This window comes from Azospirillum brasilense, assembly GCF_005222205.1.
In the GTDB taxonomy this organism is placed as follows: domain Bacteria; phylum Pseudomonadota; class Alphaproteobacteria; order Azospirillales; family Azospirillaceae; genus Azospirillum; species Azospirillum brasilense_G.
This window is the reverse complement of record NZ_CP032347.1, coordinates 105,469-122,197: the sequence shown is the minus strand read 5'-3', so window position 1 is coordinate 122,197 and position 16,729 is coordinate 105,469. Positions and strand designations below refer to the sequence as shown.

General features: G+C 67.6%; 18 protein-coding genes. 2 read left to right on the top strand and 16 right to left on the bottom strand.

What is annotated here, in order from left to right:
• Positions 1 to 159: 159 nt before the first annotated feature.
• From D3869_RS22770 to cyoA, 8 genes are all read right to left on the bottom strand, one after another.
• Positions 160 to 513 carry a hypothetical protein gene (locus D3869_RS22770; protein ID WP_014241891.1) on the bottom strand — a complete coding sequence of 118 codons (354 nt, stop codon included), beginning with the start codon at positions 511 to 513 and terminating at the stop codon, positions 160 to 162.
• Positions 514 to 639: 126 nt separating this feature from the next.
• Positions 640 to 1,173, bottom strand: coding sequence for a response regulator transcription factor (locus D3869_RS22765; RefSeq protein ID WP_137142120.1), 534 nt, complete (start codon positions 1,171 to 1,173; stop codon positions 640 to 642).
• Positions 1,163 to 2,437 (bottom strand): ATP-binding protein, encoded by a 1,275-nt coding sequence (locus D3869_RS22760; RefSeq protein WP_137142119.1) that lies wholly within the window; start codon positions 2,435 to 2,437, stop codon positions 1,163 to 1,165. Before D3869_RS22760 ends, D3869_RS22765 begins: the two co-directional genes overlap by 11 nt.
• Before the next feature lie 184 nt (positions 2,438 to 2,621).
• Entirely contained in the window at positions 2,622 to 3,356 is a 735-nt protein-coding gene (locus D3869_RS22755; protein ID WP_247895984.1) for an SURF1 family protein, read from the bottom strand.
• Positions 3,353 to 3,754, bottom strand: coding sequence for a cytochrome o ubiquinol oxidase subunit IV (gene cyoD / locus D3869_RS22750; RefSeq protein WP_137142118.1), 402 nt, complete (start codon positions 3,752 to 3,754; stop codon positions 3,353 to 3,355). Before cyoD ends, D3869_RS22755 begins: the two co-directional genes overlap by 4 nt.
• Positions 3,751 to 4,386, bottom strand: coding sequence for a cytochrome o ubiquinol oxidase subunit III (gene cyoC / locus D3869_RS22745; RefSeq protein ID WP_137142117.1), 636 nt, complete (start codon positions 4,384 to 4,386; stop codon positions 3,751 to 3,753). The genes cyoD and cyoC overlap by 4 nt, the downstream gene beginning before the upstream one ends.
• A gap of 3 nt (positions 4,387 to 4,389) precedes the next feature.
• Entirely contained in the window at positions 4,390 to 6,396 is a 2,007-nt protein-coding gene (gene cyoB / locus D3869_RS22740; protein WP_137142116.1) for a cytochrome o ubiquinol oxidase subunit I, read from the bottom strand.
• A gap of 13 nt (positions 6,397 to 6,409) precedes the next feature.
• Positions 6,410 to 7,597 (bottom strand): ubiquinol oxidase subunit II, encoded by a 1,188-nt coding sequence (gene cyoA / locus D3869_RS22735; RefSeq protein ID WP_137142115.1) that lies wholly within the window; start codon positions 7,595 to 7,597, stop codon positions 6,410 to 6,412.
• Between the two features lie 210 nt (positions 7,598 to 7,807).
• Between cyoA and D3869_RS22730 the strand changes: the two genes are divergently transcribed.
• Complete coding sequence (locus D3869_RS22730; RefSeq protein WP_137142114.1) at positions 7,808 to 9,115, top strand: MFS transporter; 1,308 nt, start codon at positions 7,808 to 7,810, stop codon at positions 9,113 to 9,115.
• A gap of 30 nt (positions 9,116 to 9,145) precedes the next feature.
• Here the strand turns inward: D3869_RS22730 and D3869_RS22725 are convergent, their stop codons facing one another.
• The gene (locus D3869_RS22725) at positions 9,146 to 9,493 is read right to left on the bottom strand and encodes a type II toxin-antitoxin system RelE/ParE family toxin (protein ID WP_137142113.1); all 348 of its coding nucleotides are present in this window, start codon (positions 9,491 to 9,493) and stop codon (positions 9,146 to 9,148) included.
• A 3-nt stretch (positions 9,494 to 9,496) separates the two neighbouring features.
• Positions 9,497 to 9,748 (bottom strand): type II toxin-antitoxin system ParD family antitoxin, encoded by a 252-nt coding sequence (locus D3869_RS22720; protein WP_137105884.1) that lies wholly within the window; start codon positions 9,746 to 9,748, stop codon positions 9,497 to 9,499.
• Between the two features lie 206 nt (positions 9,749 to 9,954).
• On the opposite strand from D3869_RS22720, the gene D3869_RS33220 reads away from it, so the two are divergent.
• Positions 9,955 to 10,128, top strand: a complete 174-nt coding sequence (locus D3869_RS33220) for a hypothetical protein (RefSeq protein WP_014241902.1) — start codon at positions 9,955 to 9,957, stop codon at positions 10,126 to 10,128.
• 25 nt (positions 10,129 to 10,153) lie between these two features.
• On the opposite strand, the gene D3869_RS22715 is transcribed toward D3869_RS33220, so the two are convergent.
• The 6 genes from D3869_RS22715 to D3869_RS22690 all read right to left on the bottom strand — a co-directional run bounded on the left by D3869_RS22715 (position 10,154) and on the right by D3869_RS22690 (position 16,643).
• A complete protein-coding gene (locus tag D3869_RS22715) occupies positions 10,154 to 11,047 on the bottom strand; it encodes an NAD(P)H-hydrate dehydratase (RefSeq protein ID WP_137142112.1) in 894 nt (297 codons plus the stop codon).
• A gap of 11 nt (positions 11,048 to 11,058) precedes the next feature.
• The gene (locus D3869_RS22710) at positions 11,059 to 11,823 is read right to left on the bottom strand and encodes a histidine phosphatase family protein (protein ID WP_137142111.1); all 765 of its coding nucleotides are present in this window, start codon (positions 11,821 to 11,823) and stop codon (positions 11,059 to 11,061) included.
• 116 nt (positions 11,824 to 11,939) lie between these two features.
• Positions 11,940 to 12,314 carry a hypothetical protein gene (locus tag D3869_RS22705; RefSeq protein ID WP_137142110.1) on the bottom strand — a complete coding sequence of 125 codons (375 nt, stop codon included), beginning with the start codon at positions 12,312 to 12,314 and terminating at the stop codon, positions 11,940 to 11,942.
• A gap of 99 nt (positions 12,315 to 12,413) precedes the next feature.
• A complete protein-coding gene (locus tag D3869_RS22700) occupies positions 12,414 to 14,060 on the bottom strand; it encodes a sensor domain-containing diguanylate cyclase (RefSeq protein WP_247895983.1) in 1,647 nt (548 codons plus the stop codon).
• Between the two features lie 223 nt (positions 14,061 to 14,283).
• Positions 14,284 to 16,272, bottom strand: coding sequence for a BCCT family transporter (locus tag D3869_RS22695; RefSeq protein WP_137142108.1), 1,989 nt, complete (start codon positions 16,270 to 16,272; stop codon positions 14,284 to 14,286).
• 131 nt (positions 16,273 to 16,403) lie between these two features.
• A complete protein-coding gene (locus D3869_RS22690) occupies positions 16,404 to 16,643 on the bottom strand; it encodes a hypothetical protein (protein ID WP_137142107.1) in 240 nt (79 codons plus the stop codon).
• Positions 16,644 to 16,729: the final 86 nt, after the last annotated feature.

The following is a 16,729-nucleotide window of genomic DNA, read 5'->3' as shown; positions in this document are numbered from 1 at the left end:
CGGGCGGCGTCGCGCAAGATGCTCCCGATCGGAATCGACCGGGCGCGACGCTGTGACCCGCAAAAAGTCGGCGATTCCGGCCAATCCGGCGGATTCGTCTATGCCGAACAGGCGAGTCCTCCCCTGACCGACGTCAGTTGACCAAGTCAATTGACCCAATCAATTGACCAGGGCGGCCTTGACCAGCACGGCAGCGCTTTCCGTGGTGTCGCGCTTGTCCAGCTTCTTGGCGACCTCCTCGATCTCGGCCACCGGCATGACCCGGCGGGCCTGCTTGGCCGCGGTGACGAGGCGGCGCTGCGCCAGCCGGACCTGGTCGCCCAGCTCGGTCAGCGTCTGGTAAGCCTTGCGGCGGGCCTGGGTATCGATGCTGCCGCTCGTCTCGGTCGCGCGTTCGGTCGCAGCAGCCAGATCCTTGCACGACTGCAGGTACGTGGAGATGGCGTCCGTCAGAAGACGGCGGGCCTCGGTCCGAGGATCGGAGGGGCTGCTGCTCGACGTGGAAAGAGACACTTCACACTGCTCCTTGCTGCTGCGTATGACACACGACTGTAACAGGCCGTGAAAAATGGGCGGACTGGCCGCCATTGTCCAGCGGCCTTGCGCATCCTTTGACCGACTGGACAGGGGAAGGCCGGTTCAGGGCACCTGTTTCTTCTCCAGCTTGCGGGCCAGGGTGCGCCGGTGCATGCCCAGGCGGCGGGCGGTTTCGGAGATGTTGAAGCCGGTCTCCGCCAGGGTCTCGTGGATGCGCTCCCACTCCAGCGTCTTCAGCGAGGTCGCCCGCGCGCCCAGGGCGATGGAGGGGTCGCCCTCCGTCCGCTCGAACGCCGCCTCGATGTCGTCGGTGTTGGACGGCTTGGCGAGGTAATGGCAGGCGCCGAGCTTGATCGCCTCGACCGCCGTGGCGATGCTGGCGAAGCCGGTCAGGACGACGATCCGCGTCTCCGGGTCGCTGGCGTGCAGTTCCCGCACGCATTCCAGGCCGGAGCCGCTGCCCAGCTTCAGGTCCACCACCGCATAGGCGAAGGGCATCGTGTCCAGCAGCGCCCGCAGCCCGTCCAGGCTGTCGCACCAGTAGACCTGGTAGCCCCGGCGCTCGAAGGAGCGGCGCAGGACCTTGGCGAAGGCGGCGTCGTCCTCCACCAGCACGAGGGAACGGTCAGTTTCCATGGCTCTCTCCCGCGGACAGGGCGGCGAGCGGCAGGGTCATGGTGACGGACGCGCCGCCACCCGGGCGGTTGCGCGCGGCGACCGTGCCGCCCAGCTTGCGCACCACGTTGACCACCAGGAAGAGGCCCAGCCCGCCGCCGGGCCGCCCCTTGCTCGACCGGTAGGGTTTGCCGAATTCCGCCAGCATCCGCTCCTCGAAGCCGGGGCCGGCGTCGTTGACGGTCAGGACGAGGCTGTCGCCCTGCCGCCCGGCGGCGATGCCGACCCAGCCGGGGGACACCTCCAGGGCGTTGTCCAGGACGTTGAAGATCACCTGCTTCAGCGCGAGGTCGGAGATGATCCCCTCGCGCGAACGGACGCTGTTGTCGTAGTCGACGCAGACCGGGGACCGGCTGGCCTTCCACTCCTCCACCAGATCGTCGAGGAAGGCGGTCACGGTGGTGCGCAGCGTCCCCTCCCCCCGCGCCTCGCCGGAAGACAGCAGGATGCCCGACACGATGGCCTTGCAGCGGTCGATCTGGTTCTGCATCTCGGCGATGTCCTCCGCCATGTCGGGATCGCCCTTGACCACGGGCATCCGCCGCCAGTCGTTCACGATCACCGACAGGGTGGCGAGCGGCGTCCCCAGCTCGTGCGCGGCGCCGGAGGCCAGCAGGCCGAGGCGCACGATGTGGTCCTCCTCCATGGAGCGCTGGCGCAGGTCGGCCAGATGGGCGTCGCGGGCGCGCAGGTTGCGGGTGATCTGGGTGATGAAGGGGACGATCAGGCTGGCCGTCAGCACGAAGCACAGGAACATGCCCTGGATGTGCAGGCCGAGCAGAAGCCCCTCCAGCCCCGGCGGCAGGGCCAGCGGGCGGTAGGCGCCGATCAGGAAGGTGAAGCAGGCCGTGGCGACCAGCACCAGCGCCCAGGCCGACCACGCCTCCAGCAGCACCGCCCCCAGGGTGATCTGCAGCAGGTAGAGCGAGATGAAGGGGTTGGACGCGCCACCGCTGAGGTAGAGCTGGACCGTGAGCGCCGACACGTCGATCAGCAGTTCCAGGAACAGCTGGGTGTTCGACACCGAGGTCTGGCGGCGCAGATGCAGGACGCTGGCGATGTTCAGCGCGACCAGGAACAGGATCACCGCGCCCATCTGGTCGAGCGGCAGCGTGATCCTCATCTGGTAGTGCACGATCAGAATCGTCACCACCTGCCCGGCGACGGCGAGCCAGCGCAACTGCACCAGCAGGAACAGGTTCTTCTTGTCGGTGGTGTCGCGCACGGAAAACGTCTGGCCCTTCGCCGGCTTCCTTCGGTCCCCATTCATATGGGCACGTCGCCCTGGCTTGGCAGCCTTATCCCGGACTCCGGACGGCCTTGATAGCACAAAAAAGCCGGGCGAAAGAGTCCACGAGGAACCCCATCCCACCCGGCAGAAAAACCACAAAGAAAAAAAGCTTATTTCTTCAACCGCGGCGGCGCCATTCACTGCGCGCGACATAGAGCGCGGCGGCGATCACCATGAGATCCAGGGCAAACCAGGTCAGCGCATAGACGAGGTGGTTGTTCGGGAACTTCAGGACGGTCAGCCCGCCGACCGGATAGCCGCCCGGCGGGCTGGCCGCGGCGTCGATGAAATAGGGAGCCGCCTCCGTCACGCCGCGGGCGGCGGCGATGGCCGCCACGTCGCGCGAGTACCAGCGGTCCTGCGCCGGCTCGTTGGAGCGCAGGAAACCGCCCCCCGGCTCCGTCACCCGCAGCAGGCCGGTGACGGTGGTGTCCTGGTCGATCAGCCCGTCGGGGCGGCTGTCCGGGCTGCGCCGCTCGGGCGGCACGAAGCCCCGGTTAACGAGCACGGCGAAGCCGCGGTCGGTGCGCAGTGGGGTGAGGACCCAGAAGCCGCCGCCCCGCTCGGTCACCGCCTGGACCAGGGTTTCCTTGTCGTTCAGGAAACGCCCGGTGACGCTGACCCGCCGGTATTCCTGGCTGGCCGCGGTGACGGCGGGCCAGTCCTGCGGGCCGGGGGCGGGAACGGGCGCGGCCTGCGCCCGCTCCTCCACCCGCTGGATCAGGTCCAGCTTCCAGAACAGCCGCTCGACCTGCCAGACGCCGAGCGATGTGAAGACGGCGACTCCCGCCAGCGCCAGGACGCCGAGAAGGATCAGCCCCCGGCGCGGACGGTGGGTCGCCGTGCCGGTCACGGCAATTGGCTCGGGTCGTGGATCGGCATCATGTTGGTGTTCAGGTGGTACATCACCCACAGCGAACCGGCCAGCATGATGACCACGACGATCAGCGTGAAGATCAGCGACAGCATCGTCCAGCCGCCTTCCGCCCGCCCGTTCATGTGCAGGAAGAAGATCATGTGGACGACGACCTGGACGGCGGCGAGCGCCATGATCGCGAGCGCGGTCATGTTCTTGTCCAGGATCGTCCCGTCCATGACCAGCCAGAAGGGAATGACCGTCAGGATCACCGACAGGACGAAGCCGATCACGTAGCTGCCGAGCGTGCCGTGGGCGTGCCCGTCGTCCCCGTGGCCGTGGTCGTGATGGCCGGCCCCATGGTGGCCGGCATGATGTTCGGCGTGAGGGGTCATCGCAGCATTCCCATCAGATAGACGAAGGTGAAGACGCCGATCCAGATGACGTCCAGGAAGTGCCAGAACAGGCTGAGGCACATCAGGCGCCGGCGGTTGGCCGGGATCAGGCCGCGCTTGTTGACCTGCACCATCAGCGTCACCAGCCAGACGAGGCCGAAGGTGACGTGCAGGCCGTGGGTGCCGACCAGCGTGAAGAAGGACGACAGGAAGGCGCTGCGCTGCGGGGTCGCCCCGATGTGGATCAGGTGGGCGAACTCGTAGAGTTCGATCGCCAGGAAGGCGGCGCCGAACAGGCCGGTCACCGCCAGCCACAGCTGGGTCTGCGACACCCGCCCCTTCTCCATCGCCAGCATGGCGAAGCCATAGGTGATGGAGGAGAACAGCAGCATGGCGGTGTTCAGCGCCACCAGCGGCAGGTCGAACAGGTCCTTGGGCGACGGCCCGGCGGCGTAGTTGCCGCCGAGCACGCCGTAGGTCGCGAACAGCACCGCGAAGATGAGGCAGTCGCTCATCAGGTAGATCCAGAAGCCCAGCATGGTGCTGGAGCCTTCGGGGTGCGCGTGCTCGTCCACAACGTGGAACACCGGAGCTTGGCTGCGGGGCCGCTCGGCTGTCAGGGTCGTGCTCATGCTTTACACCTGCCCGGAGAGGAGACGGGTCCGCTCGTTCTCGGTCCGCACCACCACGTCCGCCGGGATGTGGAAGTCGCGGTGATAGTTGAAGGTGTGGTGGATGGCCGCCGCCAGCAGGGCGACGAAGCTCACCGCCGCCAGCCACCAGATGTACCAGACCAGGGCGAAGCCGAGGACCACGCTGATCCCGGCCAGGATCACGCCGGTGCCGCTGTTGCTGGGCATGTGGATCGCCTTGTAGCCGCCGAGCGGGCGCTTGTAGCCGCGCTTCTTCATGTCCCACCACGCGTCGTTGTCGTGGATCATCGGCGTGAAGGCGAAGTTGTAGTCCGGCGGCGGCGAGGAGGTCGCCCATTCCAGGGTGCGGCCGTCCCACGGGTCGCCCGTGCGGTCGACCAGCTCACGGCGCTTCCAGACGCTGACGGCGATCTGGACGAGGAAGGAACCGATGCCCGCCGCGATCAGGACGGCGCCCACGGCGGCGATCTGGAACCAGATCTGGAGCGACGGGTCCTCGAACACGCGCAGGCGGCGGGTGACGCCCATCAGGCCCAGGACGTAGAGCGGCATGAAGGCGACCCAGAAGCCGACCACCCAGCACCAGAAGGACACCTTGCCCCAGAAGGGATCGAGGCGGAAGCCGAAGGCCTTGGGCCACCAGTAGTAGATGCCGGCGAACAGGCCGAACAGCACGCCGCCGATGATGACGTTGTGGAAATGGGCGATCAGGAACAGGCTGTTGTGCAGGACGAAGTCCGCCGGCGGGACGGCCAGCAGCACGCCCGTCATGCCGCCGACCACGAAGGTCAGCATGAAGGCGACGGTCCACATCATCGGCAGCTCGAACCGGATGCGGCCGCGGTACATGGTGAACAGCCAGTTGAAGATCTTCGCACCCGTCGGGATCGAGATGATCATCGTCGTGATGCCGAAGAAGGAGTTCACGCTGGCGCCCGACCCCATGGTGAAGAAGTGGTGCAGCCACACCAGGTAGGACAGGATCGTGATGACCACCGTCGCGTAGACCATGGAGGTGTAGCCAAACAGCTTCTTGCCCGAGAAGGTCGAGGTGACTTCGGAGAAGATGCCGAAGACCGGCAGGATCAGGATGTAGACTTCCGGGTGGCCCCAGATCCAGATCAGGTTCACGTACATCATCGGGCTGCCGCCGAGATCGTTCGTGAAGAAGTTCGTGCCGACGTAGCGGTCCAGCGACAGCAGGACCAGCGTGGCGGTCAGGATCGGGAAGGAGGCGACGATCAGCACGTTGGTGCAGAGCGACGTCCAGGTGAAGACCGGCATCTTCATCATGGTCATGCCGGGGGCGCGCATCTTGACGATCGTGCAGATCAGGTTGATGCCGGACAATGTTGTTCCGACACCGGCGATCTGCAACGCCCAGATGTAGTAGTCGACACCCGTCTCAGGGCTGTAGGCGATGTTGGACAGCGGCGGATAGGCCAGCCAGCCGGTGCGCGCGAACTCGCCAACGAACAGCGAGACCATGATCAGCACAGCACCGCCCACCGTCATCCAGAAGCTGAAGTTGTTCAGGAACGGGAAGGACACGTCGCGGGCGCCGATCTGCAGCGGCACCACGTAGTTCATCAGGCCCGTGACGAAGGGCATCGCCACGAAGAAGATCATGATGACGCCGTGGGCGGTGAAGATCTGGTCGTAATGGTGCGCGTTGAGGTAGCCCTCGCTGCCGCCGAAGGCGATGGCCTGCTGGAGGCGCATCATGATGGCGTCGGCGAAGCCGCGCAGAAGCATGATCAGGCCCAGCACCATGTACATGATGCCGATGCGCTTGTGGTCGACGGTGGTGAACCACTCCTTCCAGAGATAGCCCCACAGCCGGAAATAGCTCAGCGCCGCGACGAGCGCGATGCCGCCCAGCACGACCGCGACGAAGGTCGCGACCACGATGGGCTCGTGATAGGGGAAGGACTCCAGGGTCAGACGCCCGAAGAGCGGGTGGGTGGCGACGGTCGATGTGTCGATCATGGCGGTGGGCCGCTCAGGGATTGGCCGTCAGCCGCGGCCCGAACGCAGGGGCGGACGCGGAGATCGGCGTGATGGAGGAGCGCGGCAGACCCGCGCCGGAAATCGGACTGGAAATCGGAGACTCGTCGGCGGGAGCGTTCAGCACGCCCAGCGACGACTCGACGGCGCGGCCGGTCAGTTCCTCGGTCGAGCAGATGCCCGCCACATAGACCGGAACCGGGCCGAGAACGGCGGTGCCGCGGCGGGACAGCTTGTCGTGCATCAGCGGCATCACGTTGTCGATGCCGGCGAGGCCGAGGCCGCCCTTGGCGTCGATGGCCATCATGTCGTGCATGCACATCTTGCCCGGCTCGACGCACATCCCGACGATGGCCTTGAACAGGCCCGAGTCGACGGCGCCGTAGCGGCGCACCGGCTCGTTCTCGCTGGGACGCTCAAGCTGGAGGTAGCCGTCGCGGTCGAGCTTGCCGCCGCCCGCCTTGATGTCCGCCACCCACTTGTCGAAGCCGTCGGCGGCCAGACCGTGGAAGGTGAAGCGCATGTGCGAGAAGCCGGCGCCGCTGTAGTTGGCGGAGAAGCCCTTGTAGCTGCCCGGCTCGTTGATGACGGCGTGCAGCTTCGTCTCCATGCCGGCCATGGCGTAGATCTGCCCGGCCAGCGCGGGGATGTAGAAGGAGTTCATCACCGTCGAGGAGGTGATGTTGAAGCGGATCGGCCGGTCCACCGGGGCGGCCACCTCGTTCACCGTGGCGATGCCGTATTCCGGGTAGATGAACAGCCACTTCCAGTCGAGCGCCACGACGTTGACGTCGAGCATCTTGGTGTCGGCCGGAACCGGGCGCCCGGCGGCGATGCGGTCGAGCGGGCGGTAGGGGTCGAGCAGGTGGGTCGCCATCCAGGTGAGCGCGCCCAGGCAGATGATGATGAGCAGCGGGGCCGCCCAGATCACCAGCTCGAGCTGCGTCGAATGGTCCCAGTCCGGGTCGTACTGGGCCGTGCTATTCGACTGGCGGTAGCGCCACGCGAACAGCACCGTCAGCACCATCACCGGAATGATGATGAGAAGCATCAGGAGGGTGGAAATGGTGATGAGGTTGGCCTGTTGGCTCGCCACGTCGCCGGACGGGCTCATCACCACAAGGTTGCAGCCGCTCAAAACCGCCATCAGCGGCAAGAGGGCCAAGGCGCGGAAACGGGTCAAGGCAGGACCTGTCAGCAGGGGTTCGCTTTGGATTTGGGCGAAGAGCTAACCCCCACGGGCCGGGTCGGACATTGGACAATTTGTCCAATGCGCCGCGATTCCGCGCAGCCATTGACGCACATCAAAGCAATGCGCCCATGGGCGTGGCAGAATGCCGTTGCGGTGCCTATTTAATTCCCTCTGACGCAATTGCCAGACGGTGGGGGGACCATGGGATCATCGACCACGGCGACCGAACGGGACGCAAGGCTGGTCAATGCCCGCGACCACCGGGTGAATCCCGGTGAAATCGCGATTGGCGTCATCATCGGACGGACGTCCGAATTCTTCGATTTTTTCGTTTATGCCATCGCTTCGGTGATCGTCTTCCCGAAGCTGGTCTTTCCCTATCTTGACCCGCTGACCGGAACGCTGTGGTCCTTCGCGATTTTCGCGCTGGCCTTCGTCGCCCGCCCGGTGGGCAGCATGCTGTTCATGGCGATCGACCGCGCCCACGGACGCGGCGCCAAGCTGACCCTCTCCTTGTTCCTGCTGGGGACCTCGACGGTCGCCATCGCCTTCCTGCCGGGCTACGAGCAGATCGGCGCGGCGGCGATCTGGCTGCTGGCGGCGGCCCGCATCGGCCAGGGTCTGGCGCTGGGCGGCGCCTGGGACGGCCTCGCCTCGCTGCTGGCGCTGAACGCGCCGGAGAACCGCCGCGGCTGGTACGCGATGATTCCGCAGCTCGGCGCCCCCATCGGGCTGATCGTGGCGAGCGCCCTCTTCGCCTATTTCGCCGGCAACCTGTCGGCGGAGGATTTCTTCAGCTGGGGCTGGCGCTATCCGTTCTTCGTGGCCTTCGCCATCAACGTGGTGGCGCTGTTCGCGCGGCTGCGCATCGTGGTGACGCCGGAATACACCCACCTGTTCGAAAGCCGCGAGCTTCAGCCGGTTCCGGTGACCGAGATGCTGCGCAACGAGGGCATGCGCGTCGTGCTGGGCGCCTTCGCCCCGCTGGCCAGCTTCGCGCTGTTCCACATGGTGACCGTCTTCCCGCTGTCCTGGATCTTCCTCTACACGCAGGACACGCCTGCGGACTTCCTGCTGATCGAGGTGGTCGGGGCCTTCTTCGGGCTTGGGGCGATCATCGCCTCCGGCTGGATCGCCGACCGCATCGGCCGCCGCACCCTGCTTGGAAGCTGCGCCGCGGCCATCGCGGTGTTCAGCGGCGTGGCGCCCCTGCTGCTGAACGGCGGGCCGCTGGGCGAACTGGTCTTCATGATCGTCGGCTTCGTGATCCTGGGCCTGTCCTTCGGCCAGTCGTCGGGCGTGGTCACGTCGGGCTTCACCCAGCGCTACCGCTACACCGGCGCGGCCATCACCTCGGACCTCGCCTGGCTGTTCGGGGCGGGCTTCGCGCCGCTGGTGGCGCTGGTGCTGTCCGCCAACTACGGCCTGTTCTCGGCCGGCGCCTATCTGCTGTCGGGCGCGGTCTGCACGTTGCTGGCCCTGTGGCTCAACAAGACTCTGGCGAAGTGACCTGAGCGAACGTCGGGAACCGGACCGGCCTCATCCTTGCGGGATGCGGCGGTCCGGTTCCATCCTTTCATGCAATAGGCGAAGAATCACGACGACCGGCGGCTCGCCGGTCTGCTGATCCATGGCGTAATAAAGCGTGTGGGCCGCAGCGCCGCGCCGGCCGGCGGCATGGTCCAGGTGGAAGGCACGCAGGTCCGGCACAATGCGCCCACGGTCCCAGGAGCCGCCCCTGGCAGGGTTTGCGGCAACCATCTCGACCGCCTTGGCGATCAAGGCCTTGTAAATATCTCTCTGCTGCGCGCCGAATCGCTCCCTGTTTTCCCGCAGGACCATCGCAAAGTCCCGCTTCGCCGCATCTGTGACGCGGTAAGCGACCACGGGTCAGTTCTCGATGTCGTTCAGGATGTCGGCAATGGGACGGTCGTCCAGGCGGCCATTCTTCCAGTCGTCAACGCCCACCAGGATGGCGCGCCGGAGCATCTCCTGCTTCTCAAGCTCGACCGCCTTTTCCCGATGAAGCAGACGAAGTGCCTCGCGGACGACTTCGCTCTGCGACGCGTAGCCGCCGCTTGCCACCTCCCGCTCGACGAAGGCGGCCAGCGCTTCGGGCAGGCTGATGTTCATGGTCGGCATGGACCACCTCCTTCTTCCGAAGGACATTTCGGAACGATTGGCAATCTTTGTCAAGAAGCTCGGGACTCTCCGAAATCTCACCCTCGAACGCGCATCGCCACCCGGCGGCGGTACGCCGTAATCCCGCGCAGCGGCTACCCCCGACTTTAATCGTCGTTAAGAGATCGGCGCGCATCCTGCCCTCACACACAGATCGGCAGGTCATCATGTCCCAGTACAATCCCGCTGTCGGCACCACCGAGACCGTTTCCTTCCCGCTCCCCCTCACCGCTCCGGCCCCGGCGAAGAAGCTGCGCGGCCTGCCGCTGGTTGCTCTGTGGGGCGGGCTGATCGCCGCTCCCTGGGTCATCCTCTATCAGGCCGCCAAACTGGTGTTCTGAGACTGGTGTTCTGAGACCGGCGATCTCAGGCCGACAGTTCGGCCATGATCTCCGGCACCTGGGCCAGCAGCTCGCGGGCCAGGAAGCCCAGCGGGCCGCGGCGGGCCAGACGGTTGCCCGCCTCGCCATGCAGATGGACACCCCAGATGGCCGCCTGAGCCGGGTCGGCGCCCCGCGCGGCCAGCCCGGCAATAACACCGGCCAGCGTGTCGCCCGACCCCGAGGTGGCGAGGCCGACGTTGCCGCCGTCGTACGACCACATCCGCCCGCCGGGCGTGGCGATGTGGGTGCAGGCGCCCTTCAGCACGACGATCACCTTGTGACGGTCGGCGACCCGGCGGGCGGCGGCGGGCGGGTCGGCCTCCACCTCCTCCCGGCTGATTCCGGACAACCCGGCCATTTCGCCGGCGTGCGGCGTGATGATCGTCCGCCCGCCGCGGCGGCACAGCGCCGCGTTGGCGTCCTCCAGGCCCATCAGCGCTTCGGCGTCGATGACCAGAACGGGGCCGCCTTCCCCGTCCAGCTCGGCGATCAGGGCGCCGGTCAAGTCGGCGACCGCCCGCTTGTCCATCATGCCGGGACCAATCAGCACCGCGGTGCAGCGGACCGCCCGCCCGCACAGCATCTCCACGCAGTCGGGGGCGATGCCGCCCTCCGCCGTCTCGCCCAGGCCGAGCACCAGCGCCTCCGGCACGGCGAGCCCGAGATGCGGGGCCACGCTGCGGCAGGTCGCCATCTGGAGCTTGCCCGCCCCGGCGCGCAGCGCCGCCGTCCCGGCCAGCAGCACGGCGCCCGGCACCTCCACACTGCCGCCGATGACCAGAACCCGGCCCCGCCCGTCCTTGTCGGCGCCGTCGCCGGGGTGGGGAAGCGGCATGGACCGCAGCAGGTCGCGGGTGACCGGAATCGAGTCGCTCATGGGAACATCACTCATCGGGCGGCCATGTTGGCGTCGGGTTCGGCCGTCAGCGGCGCTCCGGCGGCCTCCAGCGGGGCAACGAAATTGTAACGGCGAAGCTGCATCCGCCCGCTGTGCCCCTGGTCGGGATCGAAGGCGTATTCGGTGACCCCGCAGTTCGCCACGTCGCCCTCGCGGTCGATGGCGAGGATCTGCTCCTCCGTCATGCCCTCCAGCAGGTAGCGCAGGCACAGCACGACGACCTGATGGCTGACCACCAGCACGCGCTGGCCGCCATGGTGCAGGCTGATGGTGTCGAGCGCGCTGCGCAGCCGCAGGATCACGTCGCACCAGCTCTCCCCGGCGGGCGGGCGGAAATAGAATTTGCCGAGGATGCGGCGGAACTCCGCCTGCTCGGGATGCTCCTGCGCGATGCCGAGCGCGGTCAGCCGGTCGAGGATGCCGAATTCCTTCTCGCGCAGCCGCTCGTCCACCACGAACTCCGTGGGTTCGACCGGCAGGCCGCCCCCGGCGTGGATGATCTCCGCCGTGCGTCGGGCGCGCCTGTAGGGGGAGGTCAGCACCACGTCGGGCCGCTCTTCCGGCGGCAGAGCGGCGAACCAGCGCGCCAGCGCCGCGGACTGCTGCTCCCCCTGGCGGCTCAGCGGCACGTCGACGTCGCGTTCGGCGATGTCGATCCGCCCCAGCCCGGCGGCGTAGGCGGCCTCGCGCGCCACGTTGCCGGCGCTTTCCCCGTGACGGACGATCCACAACCTCTGCGGCCAGCGCTGCTGCATGGTGAACGACCTCTTCCCGCCTCAAACAAGGCTTTCAACGGGAAAAAGACGGTTCCGTCACGCAGCGGCGGGTCTTTCCCTGGTCGGGCCCCGATCGGCCCCCGGTCGGGCCGCTATCAGGCCGTCCGGCGCTCGAAGATGCGTTCGGCGGTGGACTTGCCGGGGCGCCAGGGCACGATGCTGATGGGGGCCGTGGGGTCGAGGCTGCCGTTCGCCCGCAGGCAGTCGATGGCGGCCAACGGCTCGTCCCCATGGGGCAGGCCGGGCTGTTCGAGCAGATAACGGCGGTGATTGACGGTCACCGCCCAGCCCGGCGGGCGGCCGAGCGGGCTGGTGGCGACCACGCCGATCGGTTCTGAGACGAGCCACGCCTCGTCCGTGACGCTCCAGCCGACGAGGCGGCGTTCGCCGGGGCCCGTCCCGGAACCGATGTCGAGCCAAGCCCACTGGCGCAGGCGGGTGGTGCGGTCACCATCGACGCAGACGAACATGATCCCATCCTCTCCCGTCAAGAACCGGTCAGGCGGGTATTGTTCTTCTTTTGTTCCGGCTGCGCAAGCGGATTCCGCACCCGGTCAGTCCGGATTCTCTCAGTCCGGATTCTCGTGGCGAACGTCCCTGTAGAAGACGTGGGTGCCGCGGCCCGCCTGCTTGGCCCGGTACATCGCGCCGTCCGCCGCCACCAGCAGGCTGCGGGCGTCCGCTCCGTCGGCGGGGGACAAGGCGATGCCGACGCTGGCGCCGATCACGGCGGTCATCCCCTGCACCGGGATGGGCTGCGCCACCGCCTCCACGATCTTGGCGGCCACGCTCCCGGCATCCGCGGCGGAGGTCACATCCTCCAGCACGATGGTGAACTCGTCGCCGCCGACGCGGGCCACCGTGTCGCTGCGGCGCAGGCAACCGGCAATGCGCGCCGCCGCGATGCGCAGCACCTCGTCCCCGCAATCGTGCCCCATGCGGTCGTTGACCGCCTTGAAGCCGTCGAGGTCGATGAACAGCAGGGCCAAGGGTCGCCCGGACCGCCGCGACCGGGCCAGCGCCACGTCCAGCCGGTCGAAGAGGAGGCGGCGGTTGGGCAGGCCGGTCAGGGCGTCGTGGTTGGCGAGATGGTCCTTCTCCGCCTCGCTGCGCCGCAGATCCTCCTCGGCGGCCTTGCGCAGCGTGATGTCGCGCCCGACTCCGACCAGCCCGAGAAGCTCGTTGCCGGCGTCGCGAATCGGCGCCTTCAGGATCTCCACCCAGATCCGTCCGCCGTCGGGCAGCGGGATGCTCTCCTCGTTGCGCCGCGGCTGGTCCTCGGCATAGACCGAAGCGTCGCCCGCGCGGATGCCGTCGGCCATCTCATGAGGCCATATCTCGTGGCTGTCCAGCCCGATCAACTGCTCCAGCGGACGCCCGGTCCAGGAGGCGAAGGCGCGGTTGGCCTTGCGCAGCACGCCGTCCCGGTCCTTGAAGAAGACGGCGTCGGGGATGGTGTCGATGATCCCCTGCAACAGGGCGTGCTGCCGCAGAAGCTGCTTTTCCGTCTGCCGCCGCTCGGTGATGTCGCGGGCGATGCCGACGACGCCCAGCATCTTGCCGCTGCGGTCGAGGCAGACGGCCTTCGCGGTCTCCATCAGCACGCGGCGGCCGTCGGGATGGACGAACCACTCCTCGCTGCGCGAGAAGCCCTTCTGCATGGCGATCTGGTCGGTCCGCCGCCGCCGCGCCGCCGTCTCCGCGTCGAACAGCCGGTGGTCGGTCAGCCCCAGCGGCGGGCGCCCCGCATAGTCGAGCATCGCCCGGTTGACCTTGAGGTAGGTGCCGTTCACGTCCTTGAAGAAGACGATGTCCGGCATCGAGTCGATCAGGCTTTGCAGCATGGCGCGCTCGCGGTCGAGCGCCTCGGTGTCGGTGCCGCCATGGTCCGGATCGGCCATCGGGGCGGCGAGTTGCGCCTCGTGCAGGATGCCCAGGCGTCCGTCCGGCAGCGCCATGCCGCTGCGCCGCACCCAGGCGGTGACCGGACGCCCCTTGGGGTAGAAGGTCCAGCGTCCCGTCACCGCTTCCCCCTCGGCCTGCGGCGCCCCCTCCGGCTGGCGGCCGAACTCGCGGGCCTGGAAATCGGCGAGCGACGCGGCGTTCCACAGCTCCAGGGCGGCGCGGTTGCCCCAGACCATCCGCCCGCGTTCGCCCTCCTGCAACCAGACCGGCGCCCACAGCCCGTCGAGCCGGGGAAGATCGGCAACGGTCATTGGGGCGGTCATTGGGGCGGTCATTGCGGCCGTCATCGAAGCCGTCATCGGGCGGTCCGCCGACGCGCACGCCTCCCCGCCGGGGACGCCGATCCCGGACTGGTTCTGATCCGCCTGATGACCCATGGTGGTCGCCGCCGCCTCGGCACGAAGAAAGCACCGGACGGCTTTCTAGCATAATTCGAGGCAATCTTCTCCTGCTACCGCAAGAGGCCGCGCTCTTTCACCACCCCCGCCACTTTCCATACTCCTGCACGAAGTCGCGGACGATTGCTTCCCGCCCGGCGAGAGCCGGCAACAATTGTTTGTGCAAACCGCCGCGCAGGATCACCTCGACGCGCATCTGCCACCGTTCATCGGCCTCCTTCAGATCGGTGAAGGCGAAGGTCAGCGGGTGATAGGCCCGCGCGCGGATGTCGTAGCTGAACTCCTCCTCCCCGTCGCGCAGGACGGACAGCCCGGCGTTGAAGGGGCCGACCTCGATGACCGCCCGGCGGCCGAGGCGTTCCAGCTCCGCCGCAATGTCGCGGAAGGCGGGCTCGACCGTGTCGGCGATGAAGCGGGCGACCTCGCGCCGCGCCCCGGCGGCGCCGGGCGGGGCCGCCGCAGCAATGGCCCCCTTGCGCCCGATCACGGCGGCCAGCTGCTGGCGCCAGTCGCCGTCGCCCGCCGGCTGCACCGGGGCGCCGCCCTCCGACGCGGTGGCGACCCGCGCGACCCGCCGGTCAGGCCCCGTCCGGCGCTCCGCCCGCAGGCTGGTCACCAGCCCGACGCACATCAGCACCATAACCACCGCGAAGGGCAGCGCCGTCGTCACCGCCGCCGTCTGAAGCGCCTGCAACCCCCCGACGAGGAGCAGCACCGCCGCCACCACGCCCGACAGCACCGCCCAGAAGATGCGCGTGGCGATGGGCGGATCCTGGTTGCCGCCGGACCCGATGATGTCGATCACCAGAGCGCCGGAGTCGGCGGAGGTGACGAAGAAGGTGACGACGATCAGCGTCGCCAGGGCCGAGGTGATCACGCTGAGCGGCAGGCGGTCCAGCATGACGAAGAGGGCCGTCGGCACGCTCTCCTGGACCGCCGCCGCCATGCCGCCGCCTTCGAACATCTCCATATGGATCGCCGTCTCGCCGAACACGGTGAACCAGACGAAGGTCAGCGCCACCGGGGCGAACAGCACGCCGCCGATGAATTCGCGGATCGTGCGGCCGCGCGACACCCGCGCGATGAACATCCCGACGAAGGGCGCCCAGGAAATCCACCAGCCCCAGTAGAACATCGTCCAGCTCGCCTGCCACTCCGCCCCGGTGTAGGGCAGCGTGCGGAAGCTGGTGTAGGGCAGCGTCCACAAATAGCGCCCGATGCTCTCCACCAGCGTCGACAGCAGGAACACCGACGGGCCCAGCAGGAAGACGAAGAGCAGGAGCAGCAACCCCGCCAGCATGTTCAGCTCGCTGAGCCGGCGGATGCCCTTGCCGACGCCGCTGACCGCCGATACGGTGGCGACCGCGGTGATGACGGCGATCAGCACCATCTGCTGCACCGTTCCGACGCTGAGCAGCCCGAGATAGTCGAGCCCGGCGTTGATCTGCATGACCCCCAGCCCGAGCGAGGTGGCGATGCCAAACAGCGTACCGACGATCGCCACGATGTCCACCAGATGGCCGGGCCAGCCGCTCAGCCGGTCGCCCAGCAGCGGGTAGAGCGCCGACCGGATGGTCAGGGGCAGGTCGTGCCGGTAGGCGAAATAGCCCAGCGACAGGCCGACCGTGATGTAGATGCCCCAGGCGTGCAGCCCCCAATGCAGGAAGGCCAGATTCATCGCCTCCCGCGCCGCGTCGGGGGTTCCCCCCTCCCCGACCCGCGGGTTGGCGAAATGCAGCACCGGCTCCGCCACGCCGTAGAACAGCAGGCCGATTCCCATGCCGGCGCTGAACAGCATGGCGAACCAGGTCAGGTAGCTGAATTCCGGCTCGTCATCGTCCTTGCCGAGCTTGATCGACCCGTAGGGGCTGAAGAACAACCAAAAAGCGAACAAAAGGAAGCCCGCGACGGACAGAATGTAGAACCAGCCGAAGTTGCCGACAATGGCCGATTGAAGAGCGGAAATCCGCTCCCCGAACGGTTCGGTGAAGACGCTGGCGAGAAGGACGAACAGGAGAATCAGACCCCCTGCGGTGAAGGAGACGGTTTTGTTGATCCCGTGCATGTCTTTCTCCGGGTCCGGGCAGCGCACCCGAATCCGAGGCGCGGCGACGTGGCCCACACAACGGATCAACCCGGCCGGAGTTTCCAAAAAAATGCCGCGCTCATGCTTCCGGCCCAAGGCGCGGCGTCCGGCTATTCCGGGCGGGCGCCGCCTTTGCGATCCGCGCGGAGACGCCGCCGCAGGACCAGCGCGTACCAGGCCAGCAGCACCGTGGTGACGAGCGACAGGGTGAAGGACACGCCGTCCGGCCGCAGCCCGTAGCCCGTGGCGCCGCCGAACAGCGTCACCGAGCTGTCCCAGAGATAGGCGAGCAGCAGGATCAGCGTGTTGGTCCCCGACAGGCCGGTGGCGAGATAAAGCACAAGATGCATCCGTTGCCTCCCGAAGAGCCACGCCCGGCCATGCGCTTTTTCGTTGCGCGGTGTTGTTCTTGTCCGAAGCCCCGTCATCCTAGGCG

Excerpts from the sequence above, each read along its gene's own strand:
- D3869_RS22765 (WP_137142120.1), bottom strand. The coding sequence starts at position 1,173 with ATGGAAACTGACCGTTCCCTCGTGCTGGTGGAGGACGACGCCGCCTTC.
- cyoD (WP_137142118.1), bottom strand. The coding sequence starts at position 3,754 with ATGACCCCTCACGCCGAACATCATGCCGGCCACCATGGGGCCGGCCAT.
- cyoC (WP_137142117.1), bottom strand. The coding sequence starts at position 4,386 with ATGAGCACGACCCTGACAGCCGAGCGGCCCCGCAGCCAAGCTCCGGTG.
- cyoB (WP_137142116.1), bottom strand. The coding sequence starts at position 6,396 with ATGATCGACACATCGACCGTCGCCACCCACCCGCTCTTCGGGCGTCTG.
- D3869_RS22730 (WP_137142114.1), top strand. The coding sequence starts at position 7,808 with ATGGGATCATCGACCACGGCGACCGAACGGGACGCAAGGCTGGTCAAT.
- D3869_RS22720 (WP_137105884.1), bottom strand. The coding sequence starts at position 9,748 with ATGCCGACCATGAACATCAGCCTGCCCGAAGCGCTGGCCGCCTTCGTC.
- D3869_RS33220 (WP_014241902.1), top strand. The coding sequence starts at position 9,955 with ATGTCCCAGTACAATCCCGCTGTCGGCACCACCGAGACCGTTTCCTTC.
- D3869_RS22715 (WP_137142112.1), bottom strand. The coding sequence starts at position 11,047 with ATGAGCGACTCGATTCCGGTCACCCGCGACCTGCTGCGGTCCATGCCG.
- D3869_RS22710 (WP_137142111.1), bottom strand. The coding sequence starts at position 11,823 with ATGCAGCAGCGCTGGCCGCAGAGGTTGTGGATCGTCCGTCACGGGGAA.
- D3869_RS22705 (WP_137142110.1), bottom strand. The coding sequence starts at position 12,314 with ATGTTCGTCTGCGTCGATGGTGACCGCACCACCCGCCTGCGCCAGTGG.
- D3869_RS22700 (WP_247895983.1), bottom strand. The coding sequence starts at position 14,060 with ATGACCGTTGCCGATCTTCCCCGGCTCGACGGGCTGTGGGCGCCGGTC.
- D3869_RS22695 (WP_137142108.1), bottom strand. The coding sequence starts at position 16,272 with ATGCACGGGATCAACAAAACCGTCTCCTTCACCGCAGGGGGTCTGATT.
- D3869_RS22690 (WP_137142107.1), bottom strand. The coding sequence starts at position 16,643 with ATGCATCTTGTGCTTTATCTCGCCACCGGCCTGTCGGGGACCAACACG.